This is a genomic window from Pseudomonas sp. R1-15 (genome assembly GCF_051132085.1).
Classification (GTDB): Bacteria; Pseudomonadota; Gammaproteobacteria; order Pseudomonadales; family Pseudomonadaceae; genus Aquipseudomonas.
On sequence record NZ_CP071660.1, the window covers coordinates 2691659 to 2706175 of the forward strand.

Sequence of the window (14517 nt, forward strand, 5' to 3'; positions counted from 1 at the left end):
GGTGAATATAGTCCTATGAACGCCCTGTCCAGCGACGCCCGCCTGCCGCTATATCAACGTTTGCGTGACCAGTTGGCGGAGCAGATCGCCAATAATCGCTGGCGTCCGGGGGAGGCGATTCCCACCGAGGCGGCGTTGTCAGCCGAATACCAGCTGTCCACCGGAACCGTGCGCAAGGCAATTGATGCTTTGGTCAGCGAGGGCATCCTGGAGCGCCAGCAAGGGCGGGGCACCTTCATTCGTCGTCCCCAGTTCCAGTCATCGTTGTTTCGTTTCTTTCGCTTTCAGTCGGCGTCCGGTGAACGCCGGGTTCCGGAGAGTCGCATTCTGTCTGTCGAGCCGGTGGCGGCGCCATCGGCGGTCGCACAGGCCTTGGGGTTGCCGGTCGATGCGCCGGTGATCCGCATCGTCCGGGTGCGCCTGCTGGAAGTCGAGCCGGTGCTCGCCGAAGAAATCTGGCTGCCACGTGGCCGATTCCAGCCGTTGCTAGAGATCGACCTGAACCAGAAAGGGCCGTTGCTTTATCCCATCTACGAGGAAATCTGCGGGCAGGTGGTTGCCTATGCGCAGGAAACCCTCACGGCCGAATCGGTCAACGAGGTGCATGCGCGCTTGTTGCAGGTTCCGGTCCACAGCCCGGTGGTGGTGATCGAGCGCCTGGCCCGCGATTACGCCGGCAACCCCCTGGAATGGCGCCGTTCGCGCGGGCATGCCGAGCATTTCCGCTACAGCGTCGAAATCCGCTGACTTCGGCGGGCTAGCGGCGTCTCGAACGCCGCTGCCCTTGCCCTGTGTGTTTTTCCTGACTGGCCCTGTAGCGGCGCGGTTCGCTCTCGGCTGCCTTTTGTTCCACTCATAAGGATAAGAATCATGTTCAGTTGGTATCGCCAGATCACTTCGCGGGAGCGCAAGACGTTTTGGGCGTGTTTTGGCGGCTGGTCGCTCGACGCGCTGGAAGTCCAGATGTTCGGCCTGGCGATACCGGCGTTGATCGCCGCGTTCGCCTTGTCCAAGGGCGATGCGGGGCTGATCAGCGGCGTTACGCTGGTGACCTCGGCCCTGGGTGGCTGGGTCGGCGGGACGCTGTCCGACCGTTATGGCCGGGTGCGCACGCTGCAATGGATGATCCTGTGGTTCTCGTTCTTCACCTTCCTGTCGGCGTTCGTCACGGGCTTTCACCAACTGTTGATCGTCAAGGCATTGCAGGGCTTTGGCATTGGCGGAGAGTGGGCCGCCGGCGCGGTGCTGATGGCCGAGACGATCAACCCGAAATACCGCGGCAAGGTCATGGGCACGGTCCAGAGCGCCTGGGCGGTGGGTTGGGGGCTGGCTGTCGGGGTCTTTACGCTGATCTACTCCCTGGTGCCGCAGGACATGGCCTGGCGGGTGATGTTCATCGTCGGCCTGCTGCCGTCGTTCCTGATCATCTGGGTGCGGCGTAACGTCGAGGAGCCGGACAGTTTCCAGCGGCTGCAAAAGGAACAGGCGATTCCACAGAGTTTCTTCAAGTCCCTGGGCGGCATCTTTCGCCCCGAACTGATTCGCGTGACCCTGTTCGGCGGTTTGCTGGGGTTGGGTGCCCACGGCGGTTATCACGCGGTGATGACCTGGCTGCCGACCTTCCTCAAGACCGAGCGCAACCTGTCGGTGCTCAATTCCGGCGGCTACCTGGCGGTGATCATCTTTGCCTTCTGGTGCGGTTGTGTCGTCAGTGGCTTGCTGATCGATCGCATCGGCCGGCGCAAGAACATCCTGTTGTTCGCGCTGTGCTGTGTGGTGACCGTGCAGTGCTACGTATTCCTGCCGCTGAGCAATACGCAGATGTTGTTCCTGGGCTTCCCGCTCGGCTTTTTCGCAGCCGGCATTCCGGCCAGCCTCGGGGCGTTCTTCAACGAGTTGTACCCGGCGGATGTACGCGGTGCCGGCGTCGGTTTCTGCTACAACTTCGGCCGGGTGCTGTCGGCGGTATTCCCGTTCCTGGTGGGGCACATGAGCGATTCCATGTCCCTGGGATCAGCCATCGGCATCGACGCCGGCATCGCCTACGGCGTGGCTGTGCTCGCGGCGCTTTGCCTGCCGGAAACCCGCGGCCGTAGCCTTGAGGCATCTGCGTCACCGGCGCCCGCCGTGGCATCTGCCAGCGAGAGCGCCCGGGCCTGATCACTTTAATTTTGATAGATGAGAACCATGGTTGATTCCTGTACTACGTCGATGACCGGCATCGACTGCCATGCCCACGTGTTCAGCCGTGAGCTGGAGCTGGCTGCCGTGCGGCGTTACACACCGGACTATGACGCTACGCTTGCGCAATACCTGGACCATCTGCAGACCCATGGCTTGAGCCATGGGGTTCTGGTCCAGCCGAGCTTTCTCGGCACCGATAACCGCTACCTGCTCGCCGCGCTGGAACAGGCGCCGGAGCAACTGCGCGGGGTCGTGGTGGTGGAACCGGATATCAGCCGAGTCGAGCTGGAGGAGATGGCGCGGCTGGGCGTGGTCGGCGTTCGCTTGAACCTGATGGGCACGGCCTCGCCCGACTTTCGCGAAACCCTGTGGAAAGACTTCCTTGGCCACCTTGCCGAATTGGATTGGCATGTCGAATTGCATGCCCCGGTAGCACATCTGCCGGGACTGATTCGCCAGTTGATGCCGTTCGGCGTGCGCTTGGTGGTCGACCACTTCGGTCGCCCCGATGCCCGTTCGGGCCTTGATCAACCGGGATATCCCGAGCTGATGACGCTGGGCGCCAGTGGGCAAGTCTGGATGAAAGTTTCCGGCATCTATCGGCTGGCGGGCACCGAGCAGCAGAATCTGGCATTCGCCAGGTCCGCACTGGGCCTGCTGGAGCAGAGTTTCGGCGCCCATCGCCTGGTATGGGGCAGTGATTGGCCGCATACACAACACGAGGCAGTCATCGGCTTCGATACGGTGATGCGCCAGCTGCAGGATTTGCAGATTTCTTTGCCGTTTATGCGCGCGCTTATGGTAGAAACGCCCCGCGCCTTGTTCCGATTCTGAGACTGGCGTGCCATACCGCGCAATTTTCCTGAACTCGCCGGTTGAATAAGGATCTAGTATCCATTGCAGCTGCATGAAAAAATCCGCTCCGGCATGTAAAGGAATAGTCCGGGCTGGGATCGCCGACTCAGGGGATACCGGGTCGTTGTGTAGCAGGCGCATTCAGCCAGGCGGATTGGGGATAGAAATGTCGAATATTGAAGCGTTTCCCAGGGAGACGCGTACACCGAGCGAATATGAAGGACTCTTGGCGATGGGCGCAAACGCGCTCGACGCCATTCCTGGCGCGGTGTATCTGTGTGATCACAACGGCTGGCTGGTCCGCTACAACAGCGAGGCGGCCACTTTGTGGGGACGAGCGCCGATATTGGGAGAGGGCGGCGACCGTTTCTGCGGTTCCTATCGCCTGTTCCTGGCCGACGGTACGCCGTTGGCATTGGAGGACTGCCCGATGGCCTGGGCGCTGGAGTCGGGTACGGCGACGCGCAACCAGGAAGTATTCATCGAGCGTCCGGACGGCTCGCGGATCGTCGCGCTGGTGAACATCCGGGCCCTGAGGGATGAGCAGGGCACTATCCAAGGGGCTATCAACTGTTTTCAGGACGTCTCGGCGCACCACGCGATGGCCGAAGAGCTACGGCGCAAGAATGCCGACCTGGAAGACTTCTTCGAAAACAGTGCGGTGGGCCTGCACATCGTCAGCGGCGAAGGCACTATTGTGCGTGCCAACAAGGCTGAGTTGGCCTTGCTCGGTTATTCGGCGCAGGAGTACATCGGCCGCCACATCACCGAGTTCCATGTCGATGAGCTGGTCATCGGCGACATCCTGAGCAAATTGAGCAACGGCGAATGCCTGGAAGACTATCCGGCTCGCCTTCGAGCCAAGGATGGTTCGATCAAGCATGTCACCATCACCTCCAACGGGCGGTTCGAGGACGGCAAGCTTTTCAACACCCGGTGCTTCACCGTGGACGTGACCTCGGTCCATGCGGCCGAGACGGCGCGCCAGGAGAGCGACGACCGGTTGTCCGCGACCTACGAGGCGGCGACGATCGGCATTGCCGAAGCCGGGGCGGATGGCCGTCTGTTGCGGGTCAACGATGCGCTCTGCAACATGCTCGGGCGCTCGCGCGAAGAACTGCTGAACATGACTTTCCTGGGGTATACCCACTCCGACAGCACCGACGAAGACGCCGCGCTGTATGCTCGCCAGGTGGCTGGCGAGCTGGATAACTACGTGCTGCGCAAACGCGCCTTCAAGCCTGACGGCGAAACCGTCTACCTGGACATCCACAGCTCATCGGTCCGGGACTCCCAAGGCGTGTTTCGTTATGGCGTGCGGGTTATCCAGGACGTCACGCAGGCGCGGCGCATGGAAAACCAGATCCTCGAAAGCGAACGGCACATGCGCAACCTGCTCGAGGCGCTGCCCGCGGCGGTCTATACCACGGACGCGCAAGGCCGGATCAATTTTTTCAACCGGGCAGCGGTCGAGTTGTCGGGGCGTACGCCTGAACTGGGCGACCTTTGGTGCGTGACCTGGAAACTGTTCACCACCGATGGCAATTTCCTGCCCCACGATCAGTGCCCGATGGCAGTGGCCTTGAAGGAAAACCGGCCGATACGCGGGGTGGAGGCAGTCGCGGAGCGTCCCGACGGCAGCCGGGTCCCGTTCGCGCCTTATCCCACGCCGCTACACGACGCGGAGGGCAACCTGGTTGGCGCCATCAACATGCTGGTGGACATCTCCGAGCGCAAGCAGGCCGAAGACCGGCAGAAAACCCTGATCGACGAGCTTAACCACCGGGTCAAGAATACCCTGGCCACGGTGCAATCCCTGGCAGCCCAGACCGCCCGCAATGCGGTGGATGCCAAGGATGGTTACAACCGTTTCGAAGCCCGGCTTCTCGCGTTGTCCCGCGCCCACGATCTGTTGACGAGGCGGCATTGGGGCCAGACCCCACTGGCCTCCCTGGCCCGGGAAGTGCTGGTGCCGATATTCGGGGCCGACCCTGGCCGTATCACCATCGAGGGTGATGCCATCGACGTCGATACCCGGGTCGCGCTCGGCCTGACCATGACCCTCAACGAACTGGCGATCAATGCGCTCAAGTACGGCGCGATGTCGGTCGAGACGGGCAGGCTTTCGCTGAACTGGAACGTCCAGCCGCAATCGAACGGCACCTTGCTGACCTTGGATTGGCGCGAGCAGGGCGGCCCTCCGGTGTTTCCGCCGGAACGTGAAGGGCTCGGTTCGCGGTTGATGAAGCGCTGCATCGAGCGCGATCTTGGCGGAATCTTTGTCCTGACTTTTGCACCTGAGGGCGTTCTCTGTCGCTTCTCGTTCATGGTCGTTGAGCAATCTGCATGACCCCGTTTGCTGGTATCAGGGTTCTGCTTGTCGAGGACGAAGGCGCGGTCGCCATGTTGATCGAGGAAATGCTCGAAGAGCTGGGCTGCACGGTGGTGGCGTCAGTCCCACGACTCGCCCAGGCTCGGGAAAAAGCGGACACCCTGGAGGTTGACCTGGCAATTCTGGACGTCAATCTGGCTGGTGAACGAGTGTTCCCGGTGGCTGATATCCTACGTGCACGTAACGTTCCTTTCCTGTTCAGCACCGGATACGGCGTCAGCGGCCTGCCCGCTGACTTCGCTCAGTGTCCGGTTCTGCACAAGCCCTTTTCCGAAAACGAATTGCAGCTGAAGATAGCGCTGACGCTGAAAAGTTGAAGTATTTGCGAGGAGCAACCATGAGCTTGTACGGCCAATACGATCCGCAGAACATCTTTGGGCTGATTCTTCGCGGCGAAGCGCCCTGCTATAAAATCTACGAAGACGCCGATGTACTGGCCTTCCTCGATATTTTTCCGCAGTCGCGCGGTCATGTGCTCGTCATCCCGAAGGCGGCCCAGGCGCGCAATATTCTTGATGTCGACCCCGCGGTGCTGGGCAAGATGATGTCGGCGACGCAACGCCTCACTCGCATCCTCGTCGACGAGCTGCAGCCGGATGGCGTGCAGATCGCGCAGTTCAACGGCGCGCCCGCCGGGCAAACGGTCTTCCATATCCACGTCCACATCATCCCGCGCTGGAACGGCGAGGCGCCCGAGGCTCATGGACGGGGCAAGGCCGATCCGCAGGAGCTTGAAGCGTTGCAGGCGCGGCTGGTGGAGCGGATTGATTCTCAAGCAGAGTGAACCCATGCTTGGAATGAGAGGGCATGGCGACTAATCATGCACCACGATCGATTGCGTCTATGCCATCTAAGTAAAGTCTACGTTTTCAGAGCTGGCTCTAACGCCTAAAGCTCTTAATTTGAACTTGGCGAGCGTTGTTCTTTTGGGTTTTGGCATGTAATGACCGGAATGGTTGGTGACGATGTATCCGTCATCAGACCTTATGATATAGCCCGCACTTACCACTTCGCGGCTTACGTTATCGTGGGTGGCTGCGTATTTTATTATGCTTGCATGCGAAGGGACTATGCTTTCATCCATATCATCTGCAATTGATCCCACAACAAGGGTGTTATCCTTGTTTAACACATACTTGTTCACCCGCCCAGGCTGCTCCAGGATCCCCAAGTCACTTTTTTTGGATATGGTTTTTATTGACGTTTTACTGTATTTTATATTCCATTTCAACACCACATCTTCACCGGCTATTGTTCGAGGTGCTGATTCAACGTTGGCGAGAGATGAAGATGCTCTGGCCCTTAATTTTCCAGAGCTTTTATAATAGGCTCTGGTTGTTCGGTTTCTAAATAAGTTAAGTCCGTCGGAGATCAAGCTGAAGATTGAGTTGGTGCCGGTGGGGTCGATGTAATTTATAGGGTCTCCTGAGCAGTATGCATACGAATTAATGCCACCCTCGTCAAAAGGACTTAAAGAATCAGGGGAATTAAAACGCATCAGTATGGGGTTGTAGGATCTATGGCCTTGTCCCAACAGATAATGGCCCGTGACTGGGTCTGGCCGTTCGCCGTTGAATCCCAGTACGTTAAGTAACCCATTCGTCTTTGGACGATGGCCGTAAGGGGCGTAACTCTGCGGTTGGCTAATTGCATGACTGACACCGTGCAGCACCGATCTTTGCTGATCCGTGGCAAGCAAGCTGACAACATCGCCGGGGTGTAACTCTGCCAGGGGCGTGGCCTCATGTTCGAAAAAACAGGTTCTCCGCTCTCCCTGAATCTCAGTCGCGATACGGGTGCCTTTGTAGAACCGTTGAGTCGAGTGAGCGTTCACCAACCGATCCAAGGGGTCGTAAACATAGACGTTGGCGGTGATTTTACGTGGTTCGTTCATGTGCCAAGCTCGGGGGAATAGTTATCGAAACCTCACAATCTGCCTGTTTACCAGAGCTGTATAGCTAGCAGATTTGTCAGGTGTTTGGTTGTCTGAACTATTCCCCCGAGACCACTAAACCAGCGTTTCATCGACGGTCCGTCAGTCGCACATAAGGTGTGCACACGTAGATCGAGTGCAAGCACCCAGCGCTTGATGCAAGCCCACCTGGCCTACGTCGGACGGTTACGGCCCAACCGTTCATGGGCATTTGCGAACTCGTCGGAAGCCACGGCGGACAACGTCGACAAATCCAGCGCCAGGCAGAACCCGGCCAGGATTTCCGCCAGCTTCGACTTGCTTCCCTGACCGACGCAACCCAGCAGTTCAAGGCATTCCTGTTGTTGAGGCAGACCGGTGCCACCGCCTACCGTGCCGATGGCCAGGCTTGGCAGGATCAAGGCTGCGTACAGGTTGTCATCGTCGGTTTGTTCCAGATTCAGATAGCCGATTGCCGATTCGTGCACGCAGGCGATGTCCTGGCCTGTTGCGGTGAAGAGGGCGGCGAGTGCGTTGGCGATGTTCATGTTGAACCCCAGCGTGCCGGCGGCAATGGCCCCGCTGGCGCCACGTTGATAGCAACGGATGAGGTTCTGGGGCGTCGTGTGCAGCACGTTGCGTACGACGTCTCCAGGCAAGATGCAATCTGCTACGACCCGTACCCCCCGGCCGCGTATCAATGACTGGAAAGAGGCTTTCTTGTCGCTGGACAGGTTGGACTCGATAAAGTAATTCCTGACGGCCTTGCCGCAGTATTGCTCGAAGTCCGTTCGAAGCTTCTGAACCAACTGCCATGTACAGGTGGTCGTCATATTCTGACCCGCGGCATCCCCCGTTTCGTAGACACAGTGCACGTGGACGATGCGTCCCATCACCTGCGGTTCCAGGGAGACAAGCTGACCGTGTCGGGATAACGTTTTGACGAGGGCTTGCAGGACGCTCAACTGGCCGACAGCGAAAGCGCTGAAATGCAGGGCATCACCCAGGGTGTCCAGTTCGAAACTCGGCACCCGCATCATGCGTTGGCCCAGAAACGCAGCATTGGCTCCGCCTGCCAGGGTCAACGCTGTCGCACCGCGGGAAATGGAGGCTACCAGCGCGCCTTCGGTGGTCGCCAAGGGTGCATAAAAGAAGCCCTTGGCAAACAGACCATTGATCTTCAGCGGCCCCGCGACACCGATTGGAATTTCAACCGAGCCGATCAGTGCTTCGGTGTTGTGCCTTACGCGTTCACTTTCGAAACTGATGGTTGCGATCTGTTCCAGGCCGGCCCCGGTCTGCCGCCTCAGGAACGCGAGGCGCTCCTGTCGGGCGGCTTCGGTGTACTCGCCTTTTGCTGGAATTCTTGGCGCAGTGATTTCGTCGGCACGCAGTATGTTCATGATCACGGTCCTTGAGGTGGGCTATGAAGGAAGTCGGTTGCTTCCTTTAGCCGGTCCGAGATATATGCGCCGCTCGAACGGACGTGTGACCTGTCAGAACTATCAGTTTGCCGGGCTGCTTAAGACGTGTTGGCGATTAGAACACGGGGGACCCGATCATCCGGGTACATGGGAGACGGGCTGCTCATCGGCTATCGCAGCGGAACATAAACGTCAGTCTGCCATTGCTCCTGTGGCGTCTCGGGAAAGACGCTCAGGTAGTGGAAAAACAATGGCTGGTCACGCAGTTCCTCACCGCTTGCGGGGAGCCAGTCGCGGTAGATCGGGTAGATCGTTTCGCCGATGTGATCGGGCGATCCAGCATGGCGTACCACCACGTAGCGACCGCCGGGAATGACGAGCGGGCGTACGCCGAACTCATTCGGTGTCACGTCCTCGTGAATCTCACCGCAGATCGCGAATCGAAAGGCGTGCGCAGGCGTCGTATCGGGGTTGCCATAAGGAATGCCGAACGTGCGGCTTGATGCCACCGGTGACTGTCCGCTGCGCATGCGCCATTCGATGAACTGACGGACGCTCGCATTGACGAGCCCGGACGGCCCGCGGTGCTCAAGCGCCGCTACGTTGATTTCAGGAATTTCGATGATGCGTACTTGCATGAGAAGTGTCCTGGAAAAATGAGGGACGGCGAAAACCGTGTTCCAGACCTGCCAGTTTGCATTCTTCCTGAACGCGCTTGGCGCGGCGCCAAACGCCCGGCTGAACGCCCTGGAGAAGGCCTCGGGGCTCTTGAAACCCGCATCCAGCGCGGCGTCCAGTACCGAATAATCGGCAAACGCGACCAGGCGATGTGCCGCGCGTCGTAGCCGCATCAGTTGCACGTAGCGCGAAACAGGCACGCCCATGAACGCCGTGAACTGGCGGTGAAAGTGAAATGCCGAGAAATTCGCCACATGACTTAACATCGTTACCGACAGATCACCTTCCAGATTGGCATCGATGTACGCCAGTACAGCGCCGAAGCGTTTTTTGTAGGCAAAATCGTTCGGTAGCTCAGGCACGGAGGAAGGCTCTTGGAGGTGCGGTCGGCGTTAGAGTCGACTATACGCGCAGAGCGTGCCTAGCCGCTTTTGCTCAAAAGCGCGCAGTCAGGCCCCATATTGGCTGCCGCTGTCGGCCCCGGGGCTGACCCTCCGATGCCAATACACCCACCGTGGCGAGGGAGCTTGCTCCCGCTCGGTGGCGCAGCCGCCGCAAAACCGAGCAATGCGGTGTGCCTGGTAAAACGGAGATGCTGGTTCAGGGCCGCTTCGCCCGAAGCGCCGGACCGGCCCAGCGGGAGCAAGCTCCCTCGCCACGGTTGCTGCGTTCGTCCTGTGTAGATAGCGCAGACCGACGTCTTTGGTACTTTCTGATTTATTCAATCAAGACGCGATACCTGATATCCCGATCAAACGTGTCTTCCGGGTTCTCGTAGGCTTCAAGCAGTTCCAGAAACCCCGCGCGCTCAAGACTCGCCAGATCCTCCAGGGTCCAATCGGCAGGAAAGTCGCCGGAAAAATCCTTTCCTCGATGTTCAACCCATCGGAAAACCGGGAAGGGCATGTAACCGAGCCACTCAGAGCGATAGGTGATCTCGTCAGAATCGCTGGTTGCTACTGCGGCGCGGATCTTGTTCTTGATGGCTTCCTGGTGTTCATCCATGGTGTTTGGTCCTGGTTGGATCATGCCGTGCCACTCGCCTGGGAGTCGAAAATGATGCGCACCTCCGAACTTTGAAGCAAGCTTTCCGGGGTGACGGTACGACGTTGCCAAGGAATTCGGCCGAAGAACCACAGCCGCCAGAAGGCGAGATTCGGCTCGGCGTTATCTTGTAGTAACGTCGCGAACGTTTCCACTTTACCGACTTGGATGTTCGCCCCTTCATCGATGACTTCACGAACGAAACGGGAGCAGAACTGGCGTCGCGAGGCCAGGTTGAAGCCTGTGTCATAAAATCGGCCCAGCCGATGATCAGCTGCATTCCTGAGCGCCTCGCGTTGCGTGTCGGTAAGAGGGTGCGTGAGCCTGGCGACGGCGCAGCGTCCCTGTTCGGAGCGCTTGAGGAAACGGCTGAGCGAGGTGGTTCGTGAAAGCGGAAAGGTACTCTCTGCAATCAGCGGCTCATCGCCATGGTCGTCGACCACCACACCGACATGGTTCGTCCAAGAGTTTGTCGCGCTGGCAACCTCTCGGAAGGGCCGTGCGGGGACCCGGATGAACACCATATCGCCAATCCGCAGATCTCCGGCGAAGGATTCGCCTGATGTTGGGGAAACGGGCGTCACGCTTTTGATAAACATGCTGAGCTCTCGGTTTTTTTGAGAGCCAAGCATGCGGAGCAGGTGGCGTGATTCGCAACGTCTTCGTCGATTTTTCGCTAAACTGATACCAAAGGTATCGGATATCAATACTCGTGAACCAGATTTCTCAACTCATCATCACCATCAAGCAACGGCTGAAAGCCGCCGGCCTGACCTATCGTGATGTTGCCCAGGCGCTTGATCTGTCAGAGCCTAGCGTGAAGCGCCTGCTGGCGAGCGGTCGCCTGACGGTCGAACGCCTTGCCCAGCTTTGTGAGTTGCTGGGCATGACGATGGCTGAATTGCTCCAGGAGGCGGAGCGTTTGACCCCGCGCTTGCACATGCTGACGCGTGAACAGGAAGCGCAACTGGTTTCAAACGAAAAGCTGTTGTTGGTAGCGGTGTGTGCGGTGAATCACTGGACGCTGGAAGACATTGTGTCTGCCTACTGCATATCGAAAGCCGAGTGCATCGGCCACTTGATCGTGCTGGAGCGGATGGGCCTGGCAGACCTGAAACCGGGAAATCGCATCAGGTTGCTGGTGGCGCGGGATTTCGACTGGCTACCGGACGGCCCTATCCGAGGGTTCTTCCTGAAACAGGGCCTGCCGGACTTCATGGCCAGTCGATTCGACCTTGCTGATGAAACCCTGCATTTCACCCATGGGATGCTGACCCAGCCCGCTTACGCCCAGTTGCAAGGCGAGATCCAAAAGCTGCGCAGCAAACTGGCGGCGCTCCACAACGAATCGTTGAGCGCGCCACTGTCCGAGAAGCGCGGTACTGCGCTGTTGCTGGCAATGCGAGTGTGGGAGCCGCTGGCGTTCAGCAAGCTTAAGCGGGGCTAGCCGACAAGGACGGTCGAGCAAATATCATCACTTCAGATTGCTCTTGAAGAAACTCGTCAACTTATCGAAAGGAATCAGATCGACCCGGTCATAAAGATCGACATGCCCGGCGCCTGGAATGATGACCAGTTCCTTGGGTTGACCGGCAAGCTTGTAGGCCTCTTCGCTGAACTCCCTGGAATGCGCATCGGCGCCGGCAATGAACAGCATCGGATGAGGCGAGATAGTCTCGATGTCATTGAGCGGATAGAAATTCATGAACTTGATGTTGCTGGTCAGCGTCGGGTGCGTGGTCAGGTCCCTGGAAGAGCTGGCGGGCGTGAACTCGCCGCGGGGCGTGCGGTAGAAATCGAAGAACTCACGCTGGATAGGATGGGTGTTTTCATCCAGTTGATGCACGGTGCCGCTGGTGTAGAGCGTTTCGCCACCGGCGAATTCGACATTACGCTGCTGGGTGGCTTGGGCGATGATGGCGCGGCGTTGGTCCAGCGTTTGGGAATGCTTCAATCCGTTGCGATTGACGCCGCCCATGTCGTACATGCTCACGGTTGCGATGGCTTTCATACGCGGATCGATCTTGGCGGCGCTGATCACGAAGCTGCCGCTGCCACAGATGCCGAGAGCGCCAATGCGTTCCTTGTCGACAAAGGACTGGGCACTGAGAAAGTCCACCGCCGCGCTGAAGTCCTCGGCATAGATATCCGGCGAGACTGCATTGCGCGGTCGTCCCTCGCTTTCGCCCCAGAACGACAGATCCAGGGAAAGGGTCACGAAGCCTTTTTCCGCCAGCTTGGTGGCATACAGATTGGCGCTTTGCTCCTTCACCGCTCCCATCGGATGGCCGACGACGATTGCCGGATTGCGGGTCTTGCCATTGAGCTTTTTCGGAATGAACAGGTTGCCCGCCACGTTCATTTGGTATTGGTTCTTGAAGTTGACCTTCTGTACGGTCACTTCATCACTGCTATAAAAATTGTCTGCGCCTTGGGACATATCGGCTCCTATCGCTGAGAGCGAACTGACGAGAAGGGTCAATAAAACGAGGATCTTTTTCATGGGAGGTCCTGCCGATGCGTAGGCATCAATCGTGGGAGAACGCTACTTGCACCGTCCCCTGGCCCAGCGCTTGAGCCAGTCTTGAGGTGTCGTTCACGTGGCCCAGGCGCGTGTACGCGTAGGTTGAGTTGAAGTCCTTGTAAAAGACGACCAGGGTGTCCTTGCCGTACAGCATCAGGTCGCCGTTGCGGATTGTTCCCGGCCGGCTCGCCTTGACGGGCAGCGCTCGGGGGAGGGTGGCGTATTTTTCGTTGCGGTTGAGATCGCTCATCTCCAGTGTCAGCGGGGCTAACGCGGCAAGCGATTGGGCTGCGGTGGCATCGGCCAGAGTGATGGCAAAGCGTTGTTCGCCGACGATCATCCACATGTCAGGTTTCTCCGCTGTCAAAGAGGCCGATGCGGCATCGCTCCCGGCCATGCAGCTGCCCAGCAGGAGCAAAGAGGCAAGCAAACCAAGGCTGGCAGAGCGCATCGGGGTTCTGTGTCGGGTTCTGTTCATGGGGCCCATGGTGACGCGCGAGCACTGATGCGACTAGCTAATGAGTGCTTAACAAGGCTATAAGAATGGCTAATCAATAGCTCTTGAAGTGCTTCGCCATGGTCAAACGCAATCTCAACGATCTGCTGTCTTTCGTCACCGTGGCGAGGGAGGGCAGTTTTACTCGTGCTGCCGGTGCGTTAGGTGTCACCCAGTCGGCGCTGAGCCAGGCGATCAGTGGCCTGGAGGCGCGTTTGCAGATCCGCTTGCTGACGCGAACCACCCGCAGCGTATCGCCAACCATCGCCGGCGAACGGTTGCTGCAAGCCATCGGTAATCGTTTCGATGAAATAGAAACCGAGCTGGACAGGCTTACGGAAATGCGCGACAAGCCCGCAGGCACCGTGCGCATCACCTGTGGCGATCACGTATTACGCACGACCTTGCTGCCCAAGCTGACCGGATTGCTGCACGAGTACCCGGACATCAACGTCGAGTTCGATGTGTGTTACGGGTTCCGGGACATCGTCGCGGATCGCTTTGATGCGGGGGTGCGCCTGGGCGATACCATCGACAAAGACATGGTGGCCGTGCCGATAGGCCCTGCGTTGCGGATGGCGGCTGTCGCTTCACCTGAATACTTCGCCAGTCGCGCCATTCCGAAGAGCCCGCGCGACCTGCTCGGCCATCGCTGCATCAATCAGCGTATGCCGACGTCGGGCGGGCTATATGTCTGGGATTTCGAGCGGCGCGGCAAGGAAGTGAACGTCCGGGTGGATGGGCAGTTGATCTTCAACACATCGACCCACATCGTCGAAGCCGCGCTGGCCGGATTGGGGGTGGCGTACCTGCCTGAAGAAGAATTCGAACCGCACCTCCAGGCGGGCCGGCTGGTGCGCGTACTGGAGGATTGGTGCGCGCCGTTTCCCGGGTACTACCTTTATTACCCCAGCCGACGGCAACCGTCGCCCGCGTTTACCCTGGTTGCCAATGCATTGCGTAATATCAACTGACACTGGCAGGCGCTCGGGTCCGTCAGAGAGTCGT

General features: G+C 58.9%; 15 protein-coding genes. 8 read left to right on the top strand and 7 right to left on the bottom strand.

Annotated elements, in window-relative coordinates:
- Positions 1 to 15 precede the first annotated feature (15 nt).
- The 6 genes from J3P97_RS12215 (at position 16) to J3P97_RS12240 (ending at position 6215) form a co-directional block, all read left to right on the top strand.
- Positions 16 to 747, top strand: coding sequence for a GntR family transcriptional regulator (locus J3P97_RS12215; RefSeq protein ID WP_434604696.1), 732 nt, complete (start codon positions 16 to 18; stop codon positions 745 to 747).
- 123 nt (positions 748 to 870) lie between these two features.
- Positions 871 to 2160: an MFS transporter gene (locus J3P97_RS12220; RefSeq protein ID WP_434651871.1), complete on the top strand. Its 1290-nt coding sequence runs from the start codon at positions 871 to 873 to the stop codon at positions 2158 to 2160.
- Between the two features lie 27 nt (positions 2161 to 2187).
- Complete coding sequence (locus J3P97_RS12225; protein WP_434604700.1) at positions 2188 to 3018, top strand: amidohydrolase family protein; 831 nt, start codon at positions 2188 to 2190, stop codon at positions 3016 to 3018.
- 253 nt (positions 3019 to 3271) lie between these two features.
- Entirely contained in the window at positions 3272 to 5389 is a 2118-nt protein-coding gene (locus tag J3P97_RS12230) for a PAS domain-containing sensor histidine kinase (protein ID WP_434674280.1), read from the top strand.
- Positions 5386 to 5748: a response regulator gene (locus J3P97_RS12235; protein ID WP_434674281.1), complete on the top strand. Its 363-nt coding sequence runs from the start codon at positions 5386 to 5388 to the stop codon at positions 5746 to 5748. Before J3P97_RS12230 ends, J3P97_RS12235 begins: the two co-directional genes overlap by 4 nt.
- Before the next feature lie 20 nt (positions 5749 to 5768).
- On the top strand, positions 5769 to 6215 hold the full coding sequence (locus tag J3P97_RS12240; protein ID WP_434674282.1) for an HIT family protein: 447 nt from the start codon (positions 5769 to 5771) through the stop codon (positions 6213 to 6215).
- 66 nt (positions 6216 to 6281) lie between these two features.
- Here the strand turns inward: J3P97_RS12240 and J3P97_RS12245 are convergent, their stop codons facing one another.
- From J3P97_RS12245 to J3P97_RS12265, 5 genes are all read right to left on the bottom strand, one after another.
- Positions 6282 to 7325, bottom strand: a complete 1044-nt coding sequence (locus J3P97_RS12245) for an RHS repeat-associated core domain-containing protein (RefSeq protein WP_434674283.1) — start codon at positions 7323 to 7325, stop codon at positions 6282 to 6284.
- 212 nt (positions 7326 to 7537) lie between these two features.
- Entirely contained in the window at positions 7538 to 8746 is a 1209-nt protein-coding gene (locus J3P97_RS12250; RefSeq protein ID WP_434674284.1) for a hydroxymethylglutaryl-CoA reductase, read from the bottom strand.
- Positions 8747 to 8937: 191 nt separating this feature from the next.
- Positions 8938 to 9807 (bottom strand): AraC family transcriptional regulator, encoded by an 870-nt coding sequence (locus J3P97_RS12255; RefSeq protein ID WP_434674285.1) that lies wholly within the window; start codon positions 9805 to 9807, stop codon positions 8938 to 8940.
- Positions 9808 to 10162: 355 nt separating this feature from the next.
- A complete protein-coding gene (locus tag J3P97_RS12260; protein WP_434674286.1) occupies positions 10163 to 10450 on the bottom strand; it encodes a hypothetical protein in 288 nt (95 codons plus the stop codon).
- Positions 10451 to 10470: 20 nt separating this feature from the next.
- Complete coding sequence (locus tag J3P97_RS12265) at positions 10471 to 11088, bottom strand: YebB family permuted papain-like enzyme (protein WP_434674287.1); 618 nt, start codon at positions 11086 to 11088, stop codon at positions 10471 to 10473.
- A 113-nt stretch (positions 11089 to 11201) separates the two neighbouring features.
- Between J3P97_RS12265 and J3P97_RS12270 the strand changes: the two genes are divergently transcribed.
- Complete coding sequence (locus tag J3P97_RS12270) at positions 11202 to 11936, top strand: helix-turn-helix domain-containing protein (protein WP_434674288.1); 735 nt, start codon at positions 11202 to 11204, stop codon at positions 11934 to 11936.
- A 27-nt stretch (positions 11937 to 11963) separates the two neighbouring features.
- Here J3P97_RS12270 and J3P97_RS12275 read toward each other — a convergent pair whose 3' ends face one another.
- Together J3P97_RS12275 and J3P97_RS12280 are read right to left on the bottom strand one after the other, a co-directional pair.
- On the bottom strand, positions 11964 to 12992 hold the full coding sequence (locus J3P97_RS12275; protein WP_434674289.1) for an alpha/beta hydrolase: 1029 nt from the start codon (positions 12990 to 12992) through the stop codon (positions 11964 to 11966).
- Between the two features lie 25 nt (positions 12993 to 13017).
- Positions 13018 to 13359, bottom strand: coding sequence for a cyclophilin-like fold protein (locus J3P97_RS12280; protein WP_434674290.1), 342 nt, complete (start codon positions 13357 to 13359; stop codon positions 13018 to 13020).
- Positions 13360 to 13589: 230 nt separating this feature from the next.
- On the opposite strand from J3P97_RS12280, the gene J3P97_RS12285 reads away from it, so the two are divergent.
- Entirely contained in the window at positions 13590 to 14483 is an 894-nt protein-coding gene (locus J3P97_RS12285) for a LysR family transcriptional regulator (RefSeq protein ID WP_434568629.1), read from the top strand.
- The last annotated feature ends 34 nt before the right edge of the window (positions 14484 to 14517 follow it).

Bases quoted from the DNA above. Each gene is read 5' to 3' on its own strand.
- J3P97_RS12275 (WP_434674289.1), bottom strand. From the start codon at position 12,992: ATGAAAAAGATCCTCGTTTTATTGACCCTTCTCGTCAGTTCGCTCTCA.
- J3P97_RS12220 (WP_434651871.1), top strand. From the start codon at position 871: ATGTTCAGTTGGTATCGCCAGATCACTTCGCGGGAGCGCAAGACGTTT.
- J3P97_RS12240 (WP_434674282.1), top strand. From the start codon at position 5,769: ATGAGCTTGTACGGCCAATACGATCCGCAGAACATCTTTGGGCTGATT.
- J3P97_RS12235 (WP_434674281.1), top strand. From the start codon at position 5,386: ATGACCCCGTTTGCTGGTATCAGGGTTCTGCTTGTCGAGGACGAAGGC.
- J3P97_RS12215 (WP_434604696.1), top strand. From the start codon at position 16: ATGAACGCCCTGTCCAGCGACGCCCGCCTGCCGCTATATCAACGTTTG.
- J3P97_RS12250 (WP_434674284.1), bottom strand. From the start codon at position 8,746: ATGAACATACTGCGTGCCGACGAAATCACTGCGCCAAGAATTCCAGCA.
- J3P97_RS12285 (WP_434568629.1), top strand. From the start codon at position 13,590: ATGGTCAAACGCAATCTCAACGATCTGCTGTCTTTCGTCACCGTGGCG.
- J3P97_RS12280 (WP_434674290.1), bottom strand. From the start codon at position 13,359: ATGTGGATGATCGTCGGCGAACAACGCTTTGCCATCACTCTGGCCGAT.
- J3P97_RS12245 (WP_434674283.1), bottom strand. From the start codon at position 7,325: ATGAACGAACCACGTAAAATCACCGCCAACGTCTATGTTTACGACCCC.
- J3P97_RS12265 (WP_434674287.1), bottom strand. From the start codon at position 11,088: ATGTTTATCAAAAGCGTGACGCCCGTTTCCCCAACATCAGGCGAATCC.
- J3P97_RS12230 (WP_434674280.1), top strand. From the start codon at position 3,272: ATGGGCGCAAACGCGCTCGACGCCATTCCTGGCGCGGTGTATCTGTGT.
- J3P97_RS12225 (WP_434604700.1), top strand. From the start codon at position 2,188: ATGGTTGATTCCTGTACTACGTCGATGACCGGCATCGACTGCCATGCC.
- J3P97_RS12260 (WP_434674286.1), bottom strand. From the start codon at position 10,450: ATGGATGAACACCAGGAAGCCATCAAGAACAAGATCCGCGCCGCAGTA.